This is a genomic window from Desulfosporosinus orientis DSM 765 (genome assembly GCF_000235605.1).
Lineage (GTDB): Bacteria > Bacillota > Desulfitobacteriia > Desulfitobacteriales > Desulfitobacteriaceae > Desulfosporosinus > Desulfosporosinus orientis.
On the sequence record NC_016584.1, the window covers coordinates 2,266,012 to 2,285,657 of the forward strand.

Annotated in this window: 28 protein-coding genes; 22 read left to right on the forward strand and 6 right to left on the reverse strand. The window is 39.3% G+C overall.

The features are described from left to right. Nucleotides 1–3: 3 nt before the first annotated feature. The gene (gene dapF / locus DESOR_RS10455; protein ID WP_014184568.1) at nt 4–855 is read left to right on the forward strand and encodes a diaminopimelate epimerase; all 852 of its coding nucleotides are present in this window, start codon (nt 4–6) and stop codon (nt 853–855) included. Then, a complete protein-coding gene (locus tag DESOR_RS27350; protein ID WP_014184569.1) occupies nt 831–1,667 on the forward strand; it encodes a GNAT family N-acetyltransferase in 837 nt (278 codons plus the stop codon). Before dapF ends, DESOR_RS27350 begins: the two co-directional genes overlap by 25 nt. A gap of 111 nt (nt 1,668–1,778) precedes the next feature. Here the strand turns inward: DESOR_RS27350 and DESOR_RS10465 are convergent, their stop codons facing one another. Continuing rightward, nucleotides 1,779–2,498 (reverse strand): DUF169 domain-containing protein, encoded by a 720-nt coding sequence (locus DESOR_RS10465; protein ID WP_014184570.1) that lies wholly within the window; start codon nt 2,496–2,498, stop codon nt 1,779–1,781. Nucleotides 2,499–2,678: 180 nt separating this feature from the next. Then, nucleotides 2,679–3,104 (reverse strand): MarR family winged helix-turn-helix transcriptional regulator, encoded by a 426-nt coding sequence (locus tag DESOR_RS10470; RefSeq protein ID WP_014184571.1) that lies wholly within the window; start codon nt 3,102–3,104, stop codon nt 2,679–2,681. Between the two features lie 260 nt (nt 3,105–3,364). On the opposite strand from DESOR_RS10470, the gene DESOR_RS10475 reads away from it, so the two are divergent. Beyond that, on the forward strand, nt 3,365–4,390 hold the full coding sequence (locus tag DESOR_RS10475; protein WP_242832526.1) for an EFR1 family ferrodoxin: 1,026 nt from the start codon (nt 3,365–3,367) through the stop codon (nt 4,388–4,390). Nucleotides 4,391–4,482: 92 nt separating this feature from the next. On the opposite strand, the gene DESOR_RS10480 is transcribed toward DESOR_RS10475, so the two are convergent. Continuing rightward, nucleotides 4,483–5,292, reverse strand: coding sequence for a MerR family transcriptional regulator (locus DESOR_RS10480; protein ID WP_014184573.1), 810 nt, complete (start codon nt 5,290–5,292; stop codon nt 4,483–4,485). 152 nt (nt 5,293–5,444) lie between these two features. On the opposite strand from DESOR_RS10480, the gene DESOR_RS10485 reads away from it, so the two are divergent. From DESOR_RS10485 to DESOR_RS10515, 8 genes are all read left to right on the forward strand, one after another. Beyond that, nucleotides 5,445–6,284, forward strand: a complete 840-nt coding sequence (locus tag DESOR_RS10485; RefSeq protein ID WP_014184574.1) for an RNA polymerase sigma factor — start codon at nt 5,445–5,447, stop codon at nt 6,282–6,284. A gap of 26 nt (nt 6,285–6,310) precedes the next feature. Continuing rightward, nucleotides 6,311–6,628, forward strand: coding sequence for a hypothetical protein (locus DESOR_RS10490; RefSeq protein ID WP_014184575.1), 318 nt, complete (start codon nt 6,311–6,313; stop codon nt 6,626–6,628). 202 nt (nt 6,629–6,830) lie between these two features. Next, complete coding sequence (locus DESOR_RS10495) at nt 6,831–7,328, forward strand: hypothetical protein (RefSeq protein WP_014184576.1); 498 nt, start codon at nt 6,831–6,833, stop codon at nt 7,326–7,328. Next, nucleotides 7,325–7,528, forward strand: coding sequence for a hypothetical protein (locus DESOR_RS29330; RefSeq protein WP_158309025.1), 204 nt, complete (start codon nt 7,325–7,327; stop codon nt 7,526–7,528). Before DESOR_RS10495 ends, DESOR_RS29330 begins: the two co-directional genes overlap by 4 nt. A gap of 242 nt (nt 7,529–7,770) precedes the next feature. Next, nucleotides 7,771–8,277, forward strand: coding sequence for a GNAT family N-acetyltransferase (locus DESOR_RS10500; RefSeq protein ID WP_014184577.1), 507 nt, complete (start codon nt 7,771–7,773; stop codon nt 8,275–8,277). Further along, a complete protein-coding gene (locus tag DESOR_RS10505) occupies nt 8,274–9,065 on the forward strand; it encodes a lipid II flippase Amj family protein (protein WP_014184578.1) in 792 nt (263 codons plus the stop codon). The genes DESOR_RS10500 and DESOR_RS10505 overlap by 4 nt, the downstream gene beginning before the upstream one ends. Before the next feature lie 42 nt (nt 9,066–9,107). Continuing rightward, a complete protein-coding gene (locus DESOR_RS10510) occupies nt 9,108–9,593 on the forward strand; it encodes a GNAT family N-acetyltransferase (protein ID WP_014184579.1) in 486 nt (161 codons plus the stop codon). A gap of 51 nt (nt 9,594–9,644) precedes the next feature. Beyond that, on the forward strand, nt 9,645–9,887 hold the full coding sequence (locus DESOR_RS10515; protein ID WP_014184580.1) for a hypothetical protein: 243 nt from the start codon (nt 9,645–9,647) through the stop codon (nt 9,885–9,887). Between the two features lie 2 nt (nt 9,888–9,889). On the opposite strand, the gene DESOR_RS10520 is transcribed toward DESOR_RS10515, so the two are convergent. Together DESOR_RS10520 and DESOR_RS10525 are read right to left on the reverse strand one after the other, a co-directional pair. Then, nucleotides 9,890–10,309: a hypothetical protein gene (locus DESOR_RS10520; RefSeq protein WP_014184581.1), complete on the reverse strand. Its 420-nt coding sequence runs from the start codon at nt 10,307–10,309 to the stop codon at nt 9,890–9,892. Further along, nucleotides 10,296–10,508 (reverse strand): helix-turn-helix transcriptional regulator, encoded by a 213-nt coding sequence (locus DESOR_RS10525; protein ID WP_014184582.1) that lies wholly within the window; start codon nt 10,506–10,508, stop codon nt 10,296–10,298. Before DESOR_RS10525 ends, DESOR_RS10520 begins: the two co-directional genes overlap by 14 nt. Nucleotides 10,509–10,740: 232 nt before the next feature. Here DESOR_RS10525 and DESOR_RS10530 point away from each other — a divergent pair, with 232 nt between their 5' ends. From DESOR_RS10530 to DESOR_RS10575, 10 genes are all read left to right on the forward strand, one after another. Beyond that, nucleotides 10,741–11,523, forward strand: a complete 783-nt coding sequence (locus DESOR_RS10530; RefSeq protein ID WP_014184583.1) for a VanW family protein — start codon at nt 10,741–10,743, stop codon at nt 11,521–11,523. Nucleotides 11,524–12,060: 537 nt separating this feature from the next. Next, nucleotides 12,061–12,690, forward strand: coding sequence for a C39 family peptidase (locus DESOR_RS10535; RefSeq protein ID WP_014184584.1), 630 nt, complete (start codon nt 12,061–12,063; stop codon nt 12,688–12,690). Nucleotides 12,691–12,748: 58 nt separating this feature from the next. Further along, nucleotides 12,749–13,672: a TIGR01777 family oxidoreductase gene (locus DESOR_RS10540; RefSeq protein ID WP_014184585.1), complete on the forward strand. Its 924-nt coding sequence runs from the start codon at nt 12,749–12,751 to the stop codon at nt 13,670–13,672. A 40-nt stretch (nt 13,673–13,712) separates the two neighbouring features. After that, on the forward strand, nt 13,713–13,910 hold the full coding sequence (locus tag DESOR_RS10545) for a hypothetical protein (RefSeq protein WP_014184586.1): 198 nt from the start codon (nt 13,713–13,715) through the stop codon (nt 13,908–13,910). A gap of 92 nt (nt 13,911–14,002) precedes the next feature. Further along, the gene (locus DESOR_RS10550; protein WP_014184587.1) at nt 14,003–14,539 is read left to right on the forward strand and encodes a hypothetical protein; all 537 of its coding nucleotides are present in this window, start codon (nt 14,003–14,005) and stop codon (nt 14,537–14,539) included. Between the two features lie 86 nt (nt 14,540–14,625). Beyond that, nucleotides 14,626–15,234 (forward strand): LysE family translocator, encoded by a 609-nt coding sequence (locus tag DESOR_RS10555; protein ID WP_014184588.1) that lies wholly within the window; start codon nt 14,626–14,628, stop codon nt 15,232–15,234. Nucleotides 15,235–15,293: 59 nt separating this feature from the next. Further along, nucleotides 15,294–15,638: an acylphosphatase gene (locus DESOR_RS10560; protein WP_242832488.1), complete on the forward strand. Its 345-nt coding sequence runs from the start codon at nt 15,294–15,296 to the stop codon at nt 15,636–15,638. Nucleotides 15,639–15,666: 28 nt separating this feature from the next. Then, on the forward strand, nt 15,667–16,416 hold the full coding sequence (locus DESOR_RS10565) for a hypothetical protein (RefSeq protein WP_014184590.1): 750 nt from the start codon (nt 15,667–15,669) through the stop codon (nt 16,414–16,416). A 249-nt stretch (nt 16,417–16,665) separates the two neighbouring features. Next, nucleotides 16,666–17,352 (forward strand): hypothetical protein, encoded by a 687-nt coding sequence (locus DESOR_RS10570; protein ID WP_014184591.1) that lies wholly within the window; start codon nt 16,666–16,668, stop codon nt 17,350–17,352. Nucleotides 17,353–17,370: 18 nt separating this feature from the next. Beyond that, nucleotides 17,371–17,910, forward strand: coding sequence for a GNAT family N-acetyltransferase (locus DESOR_RS10575; protein ID WP_014184592.1), 540 nt, complete (start codon nt 17,371–17,373; stop codon nt 17,908–17,910). 5 nt (nt 17,911–17,915) lie between these two features. Here DESOR_RS10575 and DESOR_RS10580 read toward each other — a convergent pair whose 3' ends face one another. Next, nucleotides 17,916–18,389 carry a hypothetical protein gene (locus DESOR_RS10580; protein WP_014184593.1) on the reverse strand — a complete coding sequence of 158 codons (474 nt, stop codon included), beginning with the start codon at nt 18,387–18,389 and terminating at the stop codon, nt 17,916–17,918. A gap of 136 nt (nt 18,390–18,525) precedes the next feature. Here DESOR_RS10580 and DESOR_RS10585 point away from each other — a divergent pair, with 136 nt between their 5' ends. Beyond that, complete coding sequence (locus tag DESOR_RS10585) at nt 18,526–19,584, forward strand: DMT family transporter (RefSeq protein ID WP_042332141.1); 1,059 nt, start codon at nt 18,526–18,528, stop codon at nt 19,582–19,584. Nucleotides 19,585–19,646: the final 62 nt, after the last annotated feature.

A 19,646-nucleotide genomic window follows, 5' to 3' on the forward strand; every position in this document is an offset into this window, starting at 1 on the left:
AAGATGGATTTCAGTAAATACCATGCATTGGGTAACGACTATATAGTTATTGATCCCAATAAGACAATGTTTAATCTTACAAAGGAGAACATAGAACTGGTATGCCATCGGAACTTTGGAGTGGGATCTGACGGAATTCTATATGGACCGATTTTTGAAGGCAATAACATCAAACTTAAAATACTCAATCCTGACGGCAGTGAGGCCGAGAAAAGCGGCAACGGAATTAGAATTTTTTCTAGGTATCTTTTAGATCAAGGTTATGTGGATACAACAAGTTTTGCCATAGATACTTTAGGAGGCCAGGTACATGTTACTCTGCTAGATCCCAAAGGCAAGTTGGTCAAAGTTGATATGGGGTCGGTAACTTTTTTAAGTGATTCAATACCCGTGGCCGGAAAAAGCCGGGAAGTAGTTGATGAGGTATTAGAACTTGACAATAGATCAGTAAAAATAACATGTGTATCCATCGGTAATCCACACTGTGTCATTGCAAAGAATGATATATCGGAAGAGTTAGCCAAAGAGTATGGTCCGCTCATTGAAAATCACCCAATGTTTCCAAACCGGATTAATTTGCAGCTACTCAAGGTAATCGATAGAAGTAATATACAAATTGAAATTTGGGAAAGAGGGGCGGGCTATACACTGGCATCAGGGAGCAGCAGCTGTGCGGCTGCCAGTGCTGCTTATAAATTGGGTGTAGTCAATAGTAATCTAAAAGTCCATATGCCTGGCGGAAGTATTGATATTGATATTAATCCGGATGGCCACGTTCACATGACTGGATCAGTATCAAGTGTCTATAGTGGTAAATTCTCAGAGGAGCTATGGCAGAATTTGATGTCAAGGTAGAAGAAAACTCAGAAAGGATCTTAACAATGCATATCAGAATTGTTCACGATAGCAGTAGGGTTCATGAATTTCTGAAAGGCAAAACAAGATATAATTACATTTATCAATTTATTAGTTTATCTCCAGCAATATGGGATCGAGTTGTGTGTTATGGACTGTTTGATGGTGATCAAATTAGCGAAATAGCTGTAATAAACATGAACTATAATATCCCCGTTTTACTCGCCGCAAGCTTTGATAATAAGGAATACAGCATAAGGCTTGTTGAAGAAATAAAGAGGTTTCTTCCTGCTAAGTTTTACACCCATATTGATAAGAGCACGTTGGATGAGTTGTTCTCCTCAAATAGCATTGTTGATTTAGATGAATATATTAACATGGGTCTTTGTGATTATGATTTATTGCATAGTAAGCAGCAAAGTAAGGCCGTACGCCTTGGGTCCAGGGATTTACCAGCGATTAAAGAATTAATTTCTTTAAGTTACCCAGAGGCATGGTTAGATGACGAATTAGTCGGAGTAAATGAAAACTTCGGGGTATATGATCACAAAAAGTTGATTAGTTTTGCAGGTATTCATGCCTATTCGGAAGAATATGAAGTCGCAGCTATAGCTCACGTTACAACACACCCTGAATATCGAGGAAAAGGTTACGCTGAGAAGACTGTGGCGGCATTAGCGAAAAGCCTTGAGAATAAAATCAAGTACATCGGACTGAACGTAAAGGTTAGTAATTTGCAGGCAATTAGTTGTTACAGAAAATTAGGATTTAAAGAGTTTGGAAGGTTTTATGCTTGTGAGGTGTTGCAATAAACAGTTGGGAATTTTATGAGGGAAAGGTAAGAGAGGTAGGAAAAAAGAGGCATTCCCGAACCACCAAGATGAAGTTCTTGATGCATTGGGAATGCCCCAAAAAGGGTAATACTATTCAATTCGAGATGCAATCGGCAGCCACGTTTCTTTGGTCAAAAAGCTCTCATCCACTTGCTCTTCTAATTCCAAAAACCGTTTATAGGGGATACTGAAGGAAAGGATATCTTTGTCGATGAATTTACGTGCCGAGGGATCTGTTAACCCTATAGTGCACTGTGAATTATCTTTCTCAACTTGCTCTAGAGCGTAGAGTACGGACTGATGACAGCCGGCACCAAATTCTATTTTGACATTGTCTTGGGTCGATTTATCATAATTAGCGAACTGTACCAGTGCGGATAGTTGGTCTGCATTAGCTAAGAAGATAATAATTTCTGGTTTTTCATCCTCAGCCAACTCTATTAAAGGTTTAAAGACAATATAAGTTTTGGCAGTAACTTCCGGTAATCCAGTAGCAAATTTTGCTGCAAGCTCAGGACTTTTCTTATAGAATTCTCCTTCTCTATTACCCACACCGCCGGTAGACAAAAAATGTTCAATAAAGCCTAATTGAAATCGGTTAAAACCAAGGCCAACTTTGCCCCCTGCACATGTGGTGGTTTTCTCGTCAAAAACAGCGACACGGCCTTTGGCTGCAGCATTTAACATGGAAATTACGCAGCCCCATTTTCCTTCCTTAAACTGTAAGGCTCCTTCAGGTTTGACATCTGTTCGGAATACAGCGACAGGTTGGGTTTTAAGTTTAATGGAATCGGCAATCTTGCTTTTCATACTAACACTCCTTAAATTATTATTTTCCCTTACTATTCCTGAATAAAGTATTTTATAGGTTTGCATGATAATAAAACGTATAACTATTATCAGTATTAATGCATACGTAATTTACAAAAAGCTTTCCACCCTAGTCAAATGGGTGTTAGTTGTCAAAACAACTATAATGCTAAAAAAATGCTAGCTAATATTATCGTATATTTGATTTAACAGTTTTATCATTTCTGTGACTTTTTCTTTTTCAATTCCTTTGGTAGCTTCCTCTAATGATTGTATAGCCTTAGGAATTAATACATCTTTTAAAGCCCAGCCACGATTAGTCAGAAAGATTTGAAAAGCTCTTCTATCTGATGGATGAGGTTTACGGACAATTAATTCTTTTGTTTCCAACTTTTCAAGAATACGATTAGTATTGGGTTTATCTTTAAAGATCATATCAGACAACTCTTTAGGGGTAAGGCCTTCTTGTGTCCATAAACAGTTAAGTACAGACCATTGTTCTGGTGTTACATTATATTCATTGAATCGCTGCAATAACTTATTTTTAAGTTTTGTATTCGTCTTACTTATAATAAACCCCAATGAATCCTCTAGTTTAAATTCCATCTAATCATCACCTCAGTTGTCTTGACAACTATATTATATAATCGTTCTATTTTTCAGTCAATATCTATGATGCAATAGGATTCTCGGGTGGCATGCCAGAAATAGATTATTGATTTGAGATAACGAGGCAGATGATAAATATTATAAATATGTTAAACTGCCTTTAGCCAGGAAGATGTGGATGTGAGTAGAAGTTGTATAAATCATGTGAAATATTTTTTATGAGTGGAACAGGAAATTCATATCGAACAGCAACATGGATGGCGGAAACAGCCAAAAACAGAGGGATAAAGTCTAGGCTGCATCAGATTTTTAAAGACTCTGATGATAAAGAAGAGGGAACAGACTTGATAGGGGTGGTTTTTCCAACCCATGGATTTACTGCACCGTGGCAAGTCATTAGGTTTACAATAAAGCTGCCGCCTGGGAAGGGAAAACATGCCTTTGTGGCAGCGACAAGAGCGGGTACTAGAGTTGCGTCTATTCCGCTGCCGGGCATGGAAGGTACAGCTGGCTATCTGATTGCACTCCTGCTTATGGTAAAGGGTTATATAGTACGAGGAGTCATGGGGCTTGATATGCCATCTAACTGGATGTCATTACACTGGGGATTAAATCCTGAAAACTCCATGTTCATCATTCGTAGAGCAAAGATAAAAGCAGACTCTTTTATGGAAACTATTTTGGCTGGGAACAGAAAGTTTAAGGGAATCTTATCCCTATTATTGGGGTTGATATTGAGCCCGATTTCTTTAGCGTATCTGTTTATAGGGCGGTTTTTCTTTGCAAAATTATTTTTTGCTTCAGGAAGTTGTACCGGTTGCGGTTTATGCGCCAAAAGCTGTCCAATTGGGGCAATTAAAATGACTGGTGGTAATAAGCCCCGTCCTTATTGGACATTTTCATGTGAAAGTTGTATGAGGTGTATGGGCTATTGCCCCAATAAAGCAGTTGAATCAAGCCACTCATTTGCCATTGTTTTATATTTTATCGCCTCGTTGCCAGTGTCTTTGTATGTCTTAAAGAGCATGAGAAAATTTATACCAATTGAACATTGCCTTTTCTTCTTTAAGATAACGTTTGATTACATCTACAAGTTGATATCATTTTTTGTAGCTTACCTTATCCTTTCTTGGCTAATAAGGATTCCTTTGTTTAATAAGCTCTGTACCTATACAACCTTTACTCATTTATATCGCCGGTATCATGAGCCTGATACAGCATTAAAGGATATGGAGTTGGAAGAGTATAGCTATGATTCTCCTCAAAAGCACAAGGATGGTTAAGGCACTTGATATAGTACAAAAGGATTGTTTAGATTACGATCAAAACCTTAGGAGTAGGACCAATCCTATTAGCTTTAAAAGGAGTGGACACACTATTTCTTTTCAATCGGAACTTGCAGCTCGGTAAGCCATTCATCTACGCTATCCTTGTTCCAAATACCGTCGATGTGGCTTTCCCGCACATGGCCTGTGATTCTGTAGCCATTCTGTTCAACCCACTGCATGACGTAGACATAGGCCACGCCAAGTTTTTCATAGGCGCCCCGGTGCAGCACCGAGACTACTTTAACGGCGGGGATGTCTTTGAAGAGGATGCCATCGCCATCCTGTCCCTTGTCGGTTACTGCCTCACAAAATTCCACATTAATATCCGTATCCCTGTATTCACCGTCTAGATAAACGTTGAAGCAATAACCGGGCTCGATGCATTTTATCCCAGGATTTGCCTTGCGCACCTTTTCACCAAGTGCAGGGATAATTTTGAACAGTGCGTTGTAGTTAGGGGCGACAAAACGCGATGAGTAGACTGTATACCTAGGAATATCCTTGATAACTGCCTGATAATTCATAGAATGACCTTCTTTCTGTTTAAGAATGTAGTTTTCCAGTCGAAAGAGACGGTCAGCGATAGATTGTTGCTCGGATATAAGCTCAGCTTTTCGCTGTTCCAGAATCCCGAAGATATTGCAGCCGTCAATAATATCAGTGATTTCAGGAATGGAAAAACCCATCTGCCTCAGCGCCATAATTTCATAGAGACGGAAAAGCTGATTCGTTGTGTAATAGCGATAACCATTTTCCTTGTCTACATGAGCAGGCGTGAGAAGCCCAACCTCATCGTAATGGCGCAGCGTCTTGATAGTCACCCTGCCCAGCTTTGAAAACATACCGATGCGGTACATTCTTTCACCGTCCTTTCTTCTGTGGATTTATCCTACATTCTCCTGCAGCAGGAGAGTCAAGATTATTTTAGCATAGCCTTTCATAATTATGTCACACTTTGAATAATTCCTTGTCTAAATATATGTAAACAAATTTTAGGGAGGTATAAACCGTGTCAGATACAATCAATGCTCTGGCAGAAAAGGCAGTTAATGGGGACAAACAGGCCCTCGACCAATTGATTCTGGGTATTAAGGATAAGATCTACAATCTTTCCCTCCGCATGCTTTGGAATCCTGTTGATGCGGAGGATGTAACCCAGGAAATCCTGATCAAAGTGATTACCAATTTGTCTAAATTCAGAGGGGAGAGTAAATTTTCAACCTGGGTTTACCGTATTGCATCCAATCACTTAATTAACACCAATAAAAGAGGGCTGGAGAATCAGGAATTATCCTTTGAAATTTACGAACAAAGTATAAGAGAAGGTTTTGCAACCAAGGAACCGGTCCTGATTTCGGAAGTGGAGCGTAATATTTTGGCGGAGGAATTGAAAATCTCTTGTACCCATGGCATGCTTTTATGCTTAGACAGGGAACACAGGATGATCTATATCTTGAGTTCGATGTTTGGAATTAACAGTCATGAGGGAGCTGTCATTATGGAGATAACTCCTGAAACCTATAGAAAGAGATTATCCCGAACCAGGCAAAAGATGAGAAGTTTCATGGAAAACAACTGCGGATTAGTAAATCCGGATAAAATGTGCCGCTGCCAGCGAAGGGTTGAAGTCGCAGTCGAAAAGGGCAGGATTAACCCCAAACAATTAATCTTTGTTAAGGGTGCTGCAGCGGATACCCAACTGGTTGGAGTGTGTAAAGAGGAAATGGAAGAATTCGATCGGGTATCGGCTGTTTTCACCAGCAACCCTTATTATCTTACGCCTGAAAAAGTTCTTCAGGGTATCAAAAAAGTAATTACATCTCACAACTATAGAATTTTGGAGGCCTAAGGAATTTTTCGAGAGGAGAAATGATATTGGGGAAGCTTCTATTATCCTTATTGATAGGACTTGTGGCGGGAGTTATTGACATCATTCCAATGCTCATTCAAAAGCTGGATAAGTACTCAATAATATCTGCGTTAATTCAGTGGATTGTAGTCGGAGTGGTGGTTTCGCATATTCAAATTGAACTAGAAAGCTGGTTAAAAGGCCTGGTTATTGCTGTTTTGATGGGTCTGCCCATAATTGTTTTGGTGATGAAGAACGATGCCAAATCAGCACTGCCTATTTTGATGATGTGTGTGATACTTGGCAGTTTCGTTGGTTTTATAAGTGATAAGTATGTCAGATAAAAATAGCGTGAGTTGAGCAGGGAAAAGGTTAGGCCGCCTTCAGGAAAAAGGGAAGTAGGTTGGACCTGATAGCTCAAGGATAATTTGCTATGACCAGGGGTTTACGGCAGCGGATGAAGGATGCAGCCAGTAAGCCGGTGCCGTAAACCCCTCGATATACTAAGAGAATTTCGATACGATTTTCGAGAAAGAGAGAAGAGGTATGGTTAATCTTGTAGGGAAAAAGGAAAGAATAATTTGGATTTCCTTAGTGACCGTTATTTTGGTCATTTTTGTGCTTGCTATGGTAAATTTGGAGCAAGAGAAGACCGCATGGAGCCAGGAAGAGGCGAATTTGAGAGGACAAATTTCGGAGCTTACCTCTGAGACAGAAAGTGTGACAGAAAGTTATACACGGCAGAAAAGCGTTTTTCCAGGTAATAACCCCAATATTAAGTATGGTTTAGAACAGCAGGGATTTGTGGGCAGCGTTCAGGATATTGTTAATGACCTCATAAAACATCCTGAACTGATTCCTTATGAGGGAGTTTTAGGCGGAAAAATGGGCTTTTATAACAAAGACGAGATATATGTTCTTACAGATCAATGGGTTTGTGCGTATTTTAATGATGGGCACATCGGTGGATCTTTGTTGCTTAGTTATAAGATCAATAACGGGGCTATTGAATGGAAGGTAATAGATTCGCGCTTGTTTAATTGAAAGGAAAAGAAAGTGACAGCACTTGGTGCTGGGGTTTGTATCCTCTTAACTCTGCCCAAACCAGACTGGTGTCCCGGATACGGCTTCGCTGCAGGTGGCTATCACCAGCGATAATATTTTCCTTGTTAGTGGATGCCGGTGATATAATCATGATGAGAAAATGTATGTTGGGGATTAAGCAGCGGGCAGAAGAATTATAGCTCGCTATTCTTTCGACTTAGGCTATTTCCATTTTAGTGTAATTTGAGATATAATTAGCTCAAGATCTGGAGGAGAAATAGTCAGTAAATAATACTCAGGAGGCCTTCTACCGCTGTTTCCTTAGGGGACAGAATATTGAAGTGAATTTATCTATCACCAGGAGACTGACAAGAAATGTTAGTCTTTTATTTTTAAGATTGCTCCGGTAAAAGGTCTTTTTAAATGAGAGGAAGTAGTTGCATTGGAATTGCGGAAAGCAGACATTGAGGATTTGGATGTAATTTTAGATATTTATAATAAGGCAATTCGGGAAATGAACAGCAAGAATATCTATCAATGGGATGAAATTTACCCCGATCAGATAATTTTAGAACAAGATATATTAAATAAACAGATGTATGTTGGGATTATGGATAGCGAAATTGTCTCTGCCGTAGTTGTTAATGGTGAATTTGATGAAGAGTATAAAAGCGGGCATTGGAAATATGACCAGTTTGCTGTAATACACAGGCTGTGTGTTCACCCGGCTTACCAGAATAAGAAAGTTGGCAATGGTACCATGACCAAGATAGAAGAGCTATTGAGAACTGAGGGAATACAATCCATCAGATTAGATACTTTTTCGCTGAATCCCTATGCTTTAAATTTGTATGAAGCCCTGGGATACCTAAAGGTGGGCGAGGTGAATTGGAGAAAAGGTTTGTTTTATTTCCTTGAGAAAAAATTGGACGAAAAGGAGATAGTATGAGCGTTCAAATAATACTGGTATTTGTACTTAATTTTATTATCTCGATTATTGGGACCTTGGCTTACTCTGTCCGGTTGGTGGGTGTCCGAACCGGGAAAATAGCGGTATCCTTTGCCCTTTTCAATATTTTGATGCTGGTTTCAAGGATTGCAATTACTTTTCAAGTTCCCATACTTACTAAATATGTAGAAAAAACTTCCGGGGGCGGTGATTTATTAACTATTTTCAATGCAATAATTATTATTTCAGGGGTTGCCACAGTTTTTGGGGCTTTATTAATTCCAACCTTTCAAAGAATTCTCTGTAAGGGAGTGGAATCATTTTCTGCCGATAGGTCGTTATCGAAATTAATTTTGCATAGCTTTTCAAAGGCTGGGATCCGGTACATGAAAGAATGTGTTTCTGTACCATCTAGAGAAAATGTTAGACATCTGACTCATACAAAATTACCCAAGAAAATTATTGCTTGTAATCTGGCGGCAGTTGCATTACTTACGGTTGGTTCGCTTGCTCCCATCTATGCAGGGGTAATAGAACCTGACTTACGAGCCACATGTATTACGCTAGCATCGATTGTGAATGGTATTGCAACGATATTGATGACAGTTTTTATTGATCCTCAATTATCAATCATGACGGATGACGTAATTGATGGCAAATGTACTGAGGAAGAATTTAGATTATGCGTAGTTGGGTTGGTTGGGAGTAAAACATTAGGGACATTTGCGTCAATAGTGTTGCTTATTCCATTCTCATATCTAATTGTAATTGCAGCAAACATTATATAGGACACCCATTTCCGCAACTTTGTATAGATAAGGAAGAATGCGATGTTTAATATTCGACGAGCCGAAGCTGCAGATGCCCGGTTGTTATCAGAGATAGCTTATAATTCTGAAGCCTATTGGGGATATGATTCCGATTATATGGAAAAGTTCCGGTCTTTCTACCAGGTAACTGGAGATTTTATTAACAATAGTGAGACTCATGTTCTTGAAAATCAGAACAGGGCAGTTGGTTTCTATGGTCTGATAGGGGATGATACAAGGATTTCATTAGAGTACTTTTTTATTGAGCCCCAAAGTATAGGCAAGGGATATGGGAAATTATTATGGAAGCATCTAGTTGATTTTACTTGTAAAAACTTAGGGATTGATGAGTTCCTGATCATAACAAGCCCACAAGCAAAAGAGTTTTATACAAGGTTAGGAGCTGTCACTCTGGGAGAAGTTGAATCTTTGCTAAAAAAAGGATGTATGATACCACAGTTATTATATAAGGTAGTCGCTCATGCCGCCCCAGCACCAGCAGATTGAAAAGGGAGTGCTTCTGGGGCGGGTGGCTTCCAGATAGCAAAGGGGATTTACATGTTTAAGAAGATTCTAAGTTTTTTCTGGGGTTGGGAAACAGTTTGCCTCACACGTAGTATGGAAGAATATGCACGCATTCGCGGCAGGCTTATCAATAATGGAGTAAAAACAAAAATAAAAGTTACCAATAATTCTTCTAATGGTATTGGATCAGCTATGCCCATTAGTACAAACTATGAGATATTAGTTAGAAAAGAAGAGGCACATAGGGCTAATGAAATAATTCATAGCCGTTGGTAAGGTTAGTATTTCTTGGAATAGTGAGAAGCAAATCCTATATACAGGATTACTTTAATAATTAGTACGGCTGCAAGGGTCAGACATATTTCTCTGAACCCAAGAAGCCCTGTTACCAGAATTCCGGCACTTTCAACATAGATCATGACAGAGTAAATTGCAGCTCCAGTTTTCATCCTAAGGAATTGAGTCCGTTCCTCAGTTTTGGCCATTTCGACTTCCGCGGCTTTTTTGGGGTTTTTGATTAATCGCAAGCTAACGATTATCCCTAATACTCCGGTTGTGATGAATCCTCCGATTATGCCGGATATCATTCCTTCCCTATATCCTCCTGAGAAAGAGCTAAAAAGGGCATACAATAATGCAATAATACCAACGGAAGTGTGTCCGATAAAATATAGCAGGGTTTTTTTAGCGTAGTTCATGATTATCCTCCTCAAAAAGAAATACCTCTTCAATTGTCAAATGAAATATTTGAGCAATTTTGCGGGCAAGAAAAATGGAAGGGTTATAACGGCCATTTTCAAGAGAAATAATTGTTTGTCTAGTGACATTACATAATCCGGCTAATTCTTCTTGGGTGATGCGTTTCTCTTTACGCAATTCTTGAACACGGTTTTTCACTTGTGGATCCTCCAATGATAGTAAAGTTAACTTTACATAAAAGTATAGTTCGCTTTACATGTGATGTCAAGCGTGTTTTACATTTCTTTTGAGATTATGGAAAGGTGGGTTTTGTTATCCTTGAAGATACAATGAATGTTAAGATCGGAAAATTGGGGAGAGGGAGTAGATTATTCTGAGTGTAAAGTATAACTTTGGGACTAAAAAACCCGTCGATCGTTCGAAATTACGCATGACCTTTGGCAAATATTACTTTACATGGCATCGTTATTTTCGCTGGTTTTGTAACCGTTCAATTAGTTATGCTTCACAATTAAGCGCGAAGCAGCTTCCCAATATCGCAGCATCTCATCAAACCCCATTGTATCGACCGCTGCGTAATGTTGATATGTGGCTGCAAGAGAATAAAGTGACCAATCTCCGCTTAGCTTCAGAAAGACTAAACGGTTTAATACTAAAATCCGGAGAAACCTTTTCTTTTTGGCGTTTGGTTGGTAAACCTACAAAACGAAAAGGCTTTTTGGACGGTATGGTTTTAACTAATGGTACCTTTACATTCGGAGTGGGCGGTGGCCTATGCCAACTTTCGAACCTAATATATTGGATGACTCTTCATACACCGCTGACCGTATCAGAGCGCTGGCGACACACTCACGATGTCTTTCCAGATGCTAATCGGACTCAGCCATTCGGAAGCGGTGCAACGGTTGTTTATAATTATGTAGATTTACAGATCAAGAATGATACCCCATATGATTATCAACTAATTATCATGATTGGAGATTCAGACTTAAAGGGTGAGTGGCGATGCCAGCAGCCTTGTCCATTCAAATATGAGATTTACGAGAGTGAGCATTTAATAAGCCAGGAGTGGTGGGGAGGATATATGCGCCATAACATCATAAGACGCAGAGCGTTTGATCACGACAACAACGAAATTGACAACGATTTCATTACCGAGAATCATGCTATTATGATGTATGAGCCGATGTTAGAAGAGAGTGCAAAAAGATGATGAGAGCAGGAAGGTCGGAAATAATCTGGAATTATTTTCATCCTAGTGTAATTTAGGGTATAATAAACTTTAAGGGTTATACTCGTGGTATCTTTGTTCTTGTTCCCAGATAAATCATCTTCATAAATGATAAAACCAAAAGTAAATATTAATTGCAACATGAGGCTGACAAGATTTGTTAGCCTTTTATTCTTTAGGTTGTCTTTATTTATGAAGTGGAAAGAGTGGTTAGGTATGAATAACAATATCTTGAATATTGTAATCGTTCTATTATTGACCACACTGATTTTTAAGGTTTTCATGAATATCATAAATCAGTTTGGTGTGGATTTTGTTGGTTTCTTTGAGGATTTGTGGAGGAAATTCTTTCGCAATTGAGTGGATTGTTATCATTGTATCGTTGTTAACAGGGGTAACGTTATTTGGATTATATAAATCAGATAAGAGAGAAATAGACACAATTCTTGATAAAGTAATAGATTCCTCATGCGAGATTAACTTAAGAGAATATCAAAGACTTTTAGGAGATTAGATACTATGGGAATTATAAAGGGTAAGGGAAGAAAGAGATGGTTGTTACTTGGGATAATCTTTGCTTTTCTCCTTAGTGGCGTGATACACGTTCTATCACCTTTTCCAACAAGAGAATTTAAAACCGACAGGCTCCCCGATAAATACGAAATACCGATTAATACCGGATTTGAACGCCAGGGAAAAAATCAGTGTGCAGCCTTTTCGACAGCTTTTGTTCTAAGGTACTTTGGGCAAAACGTTCAAGGGGCAGAGGTTTATGCTAAAATCCCCTATAAGGTACCGATTTCCGGATATGTTTTGCCCAAGGGAATAGTCACTTATTTTCAGTCTCAGGGGTATAGTCCAGCTATTTATAAAGGGGACCTCAACTCATTAAAGACGAGGCTTGTGCAAGAAAATAGACCGGTTATTGTTTTAGTTGGCAATGGTCTTTTCTGGCAGCATTACATGACCTTTTTAGGTTATGACGATGAAAAAAGTGAGTTGTATTTTTTCGATTCCGGCAGGGATAAGGATGAAAATGCCGGCATTACAGGGAATAGGACAATGACAGAGGATTATTTCTTAAAATGGTGGAGTAATGGTTTACCTGTTTTTAATAATGTTTACATAACTGTGGAGAAAAGGTTGTAACATGTAATGCATAGGGGAATATGAGGTTGTTAGATACTTTTCTAAGGTGTGAGAGTGAATGAAGGTTTTAATTTTTGGCGGAACGGGCTTCCTGGGAAGGCAGCTGACTGAGGAGTTACTCTCTTGTGGTTACCAGGTATCGGTCATTACGAGGAACCGGCAAAGTACTGCCAAGAAAGTTGCAAGTGAGGTTGAGTTGCTGGAGTGGGACAATAGGTCTCCGCTGTCATCAATTTCTAATCTAGAGGCAATTGATGGGGTGATAAATTTTGCCGGGGAGTCAATCGGTAATCGTCGCTGGACGGATTCGGTGAAGCAGGAGATTTTGCAGAGCAGGATCAATGCTACGCGGGCTATTGTTAAGGCCATCAATGATGGGACAATAAAGCCAAAAGTTCTGATTAACGCATCAGCAGTAGGGTACTATGGACCTCGTCAGGATGAAGAGATCACTGAGGGTGAAGCTCCGGGTGAGGATTTTCTGGCTGATGTTTGCCGGAAATGGGAAGCAGAAGCTTACAAAGTTCATAATCCCTTAACAAGAGTGGTAACCATCCGCATCGGGGTAGTATTAGGCAGCCAAGGCGCACTTGCCAAAATGGTAACGCCCTATAAATTCTATGCGGGCGGTCCCTTGGGCAAAGGAGATCAATGGCTTTCCTGGATACATATTCAAGATTTATTAAGGATGCTAAGATTCATTATTGAAGAGGATCAAATAAAAGGTCCGGTCAATGGAACTGCCCCAAACCCGGCAGCTATGAAAGACTTTTCTAAAGCTTTAGGAGAAGTGTTAGGCAGGCCATCCTGGCTGTCGGTTCCTGAATTCGTATTGAGAATAGCATTAGGTCAAATGTCAGAAATGCTGCTCCACGGTCAGCGGGTTATTCCTAAAAAAGTTATCGAGGCTGGTTTTGAATTTAGGTTTCCAGATTTGAAAGCGGCATTTGAGGATGCCTTGGGGAACATGCAGGTTGTCTGAGAGGATGGGCAAAACACTTTGTATAGAGGAGGAAGATTGAATGGGCGGAAACCCGATTGTATTTGACTGGAGTTTAGTAATAATGCAGTTAATTCCGATATTGATTTTTATTGGCTTAATAGTGCTCTCGATTTTTTTAATTGTAAGTATCACTAGATTTTTAAAAGATAAGACAAAGAATGATCAGGAACTGCTGAGGAAGATGGATGAACTAATCAAAGTAATGTCTCGGGAGTAGCAACCTTAGGAGGCGACGATTGAAAGCAAATGGAAGAAAATCACCCTAACCTCCGTCTAAATTATAAAAGATGATACGAAAGGATGGGGAAGATGAAGAGGGCGTTTTTGATAGGATTGATGATGACATTGGCGATCACTGCTTTCATTGCAGGGTGCAGTTCCCCTGAGGAAAAACCTGAAAATGAGGGTAATAATACTTCCAATCAAAAAAACAGTGCGGAAGAAAGAAAACGAATGGATTTATACCTTGCTGTGATGGAAGGTGCATTTCAAGAGGAGAATGGTGGGAACTCTTTTATTGCTGTAAAGCTAGAGACATTGGAAGGACTTGGTGATGAGGAAAAATCAGAGGTGTTAAAAAAGCTAAATAATTTGTCTCCCAATGTCTATGGCTTTGATAAGAATAAGGTTGACAACAGCCAATTTGAGGTTGATGATGAAGGACGGTTGATAAGAACAATCAATGGCTCTTTGTTGTGGATAGAAATAAAGGAATATCGGGAAAATAAGGCGAAAATAACCGGAGTATCTTGGTTTGGCAATTTAGGAGCTGTCTTCCCGAGCTATGATGCAGTTTATGTAGGTGGAAAATGGCAGCTAAAATTAAACAGTATGGCTATATCTTGAATCATAGATTTTAGATCCTAATGCTGGAAAGGTATATCCCGTCGATTGAAATTTCATATTGCCCATGAAAGAAAGGATTTGCAGATATGGATTTGGGATTTTTCGTTAAAGGTATGATCATTGGCCTATCCATTGCAGCTCCAGTTGGCCCAATTGGAGTTCTTTGTATTCGGCGGACCTTGGCCGAGGGAAGACTGGCGGGCTTTGTTTCCGGTATGGGCGCGGCTACTGCAGATGCAGCCTACGGTATGATTGCCGGGTTCGGCTTGACAAGTATAGCAAGTTTTTTAGTAGGACAACAATCATGGCTGCGGCTTATAGGGGGACTCTTTCTGTGCTATTTAGGGTTTAAAACCTTTCTTACCAGACCTTCCGATGAGACCATAGCCTCTAAAAAACAAGGGTTAATAGGAAATTACTTTTCAACATTACTACTAACGATAACAAACCCAATGACGATTATTTCCTTTGCTGCTGTTTTTGCAGGATTAGGGGTTGGGACAAGTCAAAGGGACTATCAGTCTTCGTTAATATTAGTGACGGGAGTGTTTTCTGGATCAGTGTTATGGTGGCTGACACTAAGTACTGTAGTTAATTCTTTCGGTAAAAGATTTAATTCACAAAGATTGGTATGGGTAAACAAGGTGTCGGGGATTGTAATTTTCATATTTGGCTGTATTGCCCTGATCCATTGACCGGAGGGGCTTTAATTATCCTTAATGCAGGAGGTTGCGCTTTGCGGTTCATAGATTATTTGAAAAAATTAAGAGATGGCTATGTTATCAATCAAGTCAATCATCTTAAGTTCCCTTTATTTAAACCATCGCCAATTGTCAGGAATAGGCTCATATTTTCAGGAAGAGTGCAGAAGGTAGGCTTCAGATTAGAAACCTATGAACTGGCGAAACGTCTGGGCTTAACAGGGTGGGTAAAGAATAGAGCAGATAAAAATGTTGAAGCTGAAATACAGGGGGAAAACGCGAAAATTCTTTTCCTAATACAATATTTAAAATCCTTAAAAAGAGCATCCGTTAGTGATGTAGAAATTCAAAAAATGTCCCTGGCAGATGATGAGATAAATTTTCAGGTAATAAAGTAATCATAAAATTTCATTAGGAGTTTTAACTATGAATAAAGGGAGTAGACGCTGCTTATTAAGGACTAAATGCTGTTTATTAGTTATTGTTTTATGTATAGCAATACTGTCAGCCTTGCCAGGGACAGCGTCAGCAAATTCTGCAGAGCCGCCGTCACTGGTGATTCTTGTTAATAATCCGCCGGATGACCTTGCTATAGTCATGGTCTCTAACGATAATAAACCAGAAGCGTCCGTTCGGAGGGTTGCCTGGGAAGGGTATTACGTTTTTTATTCCCGGGATATGCAGGCCGATGGCAAGTACAGGTTTAAGGTTGCCACAAAGGGTGAGAGTTTTGAATGTACCATAGATACGCCTCTGCAGCATTATAATAATGTATTTACTTTGGATTTAGCCCAAGAGAAGCTTACACCCGGGAAATATCCATTTCGCCAGGCGATTTTGGTGTCCATACGGTTACTGCTTACACTCATAATTGAAGGTGTTGTTTTTTGGCTGTTTGGGTTTCGGCAAAGGAGAAGCTGGCTTGTATTTCTGGCAATCAACCTTGTTACCCAGGGGGCACTGAATCTTTGGCTGAATAACGGGGGTTCACTATTACCCAGCTATTTGTTGATCGCCTTAATCATCGGAGAGTTTTTTGTCTTTGTGGCTGAACTAATTGCTTTTCCCTATTTTATTAAGGAACATAAGAAGAGCCGCATCTTGATTTATGTTATTGCTGCAAATTTGCTGAGTCTAATAGCCGGCGGTTATATTATTTCAGTCTTGCCGGTCTAGCAGCGTTGGAGTTGCTTTTCTTAAGAGGGATACCTTGGACAATTCCACTAATATTGTACGCCTAATTCTAATTACTTAGTTAGCAGTTTACGAAATTTACGCTTTCAGAAAAAGCAAATCACTTAAAAATAAAATTATGCCAATGATATTATTGGTTGGCATTGGGCTGGTTTGCTTTGTTCTTATAATTTTGGAAACCATTTATTATCTGGCAGAAAGAGTCTATTGAGTGGGGAGGAGGCAGATTGTTTGAGTAAAGATAGTAAAGGATTGTTAAAATACCTAGGTCTTATATTCATATCATTATTACTTACCTTTAAACTGCCGCGAGACTCTTATTCCGTCATCCAATATCTGATTAAGCCCATTCGTTTTGAAAATTCCGTACTTTACCTATCCGGGCTAGGCCCTTTAATATTATTAATTGTCGGTATCAAAGGTTTATTTAAATTAAGATGGTTTGAAAATAGAAGCAGACTATTAGCCATCTTAATGGTGTTTGTCGTAATAATGCCTATAATGATAAAATCATTGAATATAGCAAAATCCATTTGCTTTTCCCAGTACGAAGGAGTGCAAGCTATAGATTTAAAAGATGCGGATATTCAAATAACTGGTCTGAAGGGGAATGAAGCCACATTCAAGGTAAGGTTGGGGTTGATTGATTACGGAAGCGGGAATAGAGATGTTGAGGTCAGAATGTATTTGCCGGAATCAATGAAGTCTTTAATCAATGGGAATTTTATTGATTTTAAGGACACATACAATACATATGGACATGGTCGGGAAATAAACATCGTTAAAGAAATCAATGTTCAATTAGCAGAAGGAGCGAACATTGAAGATATTATTGACGCTCATTGGGATTGGGAAACGGTCTATTTTGATCTATATAATGATGATAGCTCTTCGAAGCTCATCTATCATGGAGTATGAAACAGGAGCTGCAAAGAAATGGAAATAACAATGAAACAATGTACTATAGATGATCTCTTCTTACTGCGTGAACTTTCTTATAAGACATTTGATGAAACCTTCCGGCCTATGAATTCGCCGGCTGTCATGGAAGCCTATCTTGAGAAGTCTTTTAACCTAGATAAATTGCGTAATGAACTAGCGAATATCAATTCACGGTTCTATTTTCTCTATGCCGGCAAGGAATTGGCAGGTTACTTAAAGCTTAATGAATTTGAGGCTCAAACGGATATCAATGATCCCCAATCCTTAGAAATCGAAAGGATTTATGTCGCAAAGGAATTTCAAAGCAGAGGCTTAGGAGGAACCCTTATGAATAAGGCCATTAGTGTTGGAAATGACCTGGGAAAATCCTATCTCTGGCTTGGTGTCTGGGAGAAAAACGAAAGAGGAATTCAGTTTTATAAAAAACAGGGCTTTTATGTCATAGGCAAGCATCCATTTTATATGGGCCAAGAAGAACAGACAGATTATATTTTCCGCAAAGATTTAACAAATAATGAAGAGGACGTTTTGTAAAAATGTTAAGTAGTCTCAGCACTTCTTTTTCCTTCAATATATTTATGTAATTTTAAATACCCCCAGGTTGCGTAAGTAAACCATAATGTGAAATTGGCCAGTCTTAGTAAGAAATCAGGCTCAATAAACATTCCTAGGTTGACTAATACTCTGGAATAGATCATACTCATGACTATCCCGGATATTGGAAATGCGTACAACAGTGGTTTTTGTTTTGGCAACAGATAGAAATACATGATATAGAAGGCACACCAAGAAACCGGGGAGTCAATGGGTAAATAATTATAGCCAAAGGGTTCAAAGTTAATCCAGCGAAAAATGTTTGTAAAATATCCAATTGTAAGTCCTATTACATCGTAGGCACTGCCAAATATAATCCCATAGACAGCAAGACGGCGTATTTCGGCTTTGGGAACAATTAAAATAAGCAAGAGAAGAAAGATTATAAGTTTTATAAGATGGTAATAACAAATCGGCATATAAAAACCCCCTCCTGATTCCGTCGATTATCAGAGTTATTATTTAAGGTAATGGCTATATTTATTCCAATGTTTCCTTATTGGGGTTGCTTTAAAGAATAGGAAGATAAAAAAATAAAAGGGAAGTAATGTATTGGTGAATAACTTGAAATTTTATTCTGCCCTTCAAGCATTATTAGCAGCCTTATTATTCGGGGCAAGCGCGCCCTTAGCAAAACTCTTTTTAGGAGAGATAGATCCTATCCCGCTGGCATCCTGCTTATACTTGGGAAGTGGAATAGGGCTTTTGCTCTACAGATTGGTTAATCGTCTGAAAAAGGGCTATACAGAGGCCGAAGCAAAAATCCATATCAATGACGTTAAATGGATACTAGGTGCGGTTGCTGCAGGAGGTGTGGCTGCACCCATTGTTTTAATGTATAGTTTGCGCAATACTCCTGCCTCCACAGCCTCATTACTATTGAATTTTGAATGTGTTGCGACAACCTTAATTGCAGCTGTTGCTTTTAAAGAGGCTATTGGCAAGAGAATCTGGTTTGCAATAGTTTTCATTACCAGTGCCAGCAGCATTTTAACCTGGGATTTTAGCGGGGAATGGGGTCTGTCTATCGGGGCCTTGGGAGTATTATTGGCCTGTATACTATGGGGGATGGATAATAACTTTACGCGTATGATCTCCGCGAAAGATCCTTTAATCATTGTCACCATTAAAGGGATCGGGGCGGGGTGTGTTTCTCTGATTTTAGCGAATCTTGCAGGAAGTCATTTTCCAGATCTCAAAATAATAATGGGAGCAATGCTTTTGGGGTTTTTCAGTTATGGCTTAAGCATCGTACTGTTTATCTTTGCCATGCGTCATCTTGGAGCCTCCAGGACTAGTGCCTTTTTAGGAACGGCACCTTTTGCCGGTGCCTTACTGTCGTTTCTTTTGTTTCAGGAATTGCCCAACACCTTGTTTTATGCTGCCAGCCTGTTAATGATTGTTGGGGCAGCCCTGATTTTTGGAGAAGAGCATGAGCATAAACACATTCATCACAGTTTTAAACACGAACATAAACATAGGCATGATGATGATCATCATAACCATGACCACCTTCATAGGGCTGGTTTGGAGCATTCCCATGAGCATACTCACGAGACTATTGAGCATAGTCATGGGCATACCCCGGATATTCATCATAGACATGTCCATTAATTCCGATCATAGGAACTGATGAATGCTCAAAGAGAATTGATAATGAAAAAATGCCGCGATTT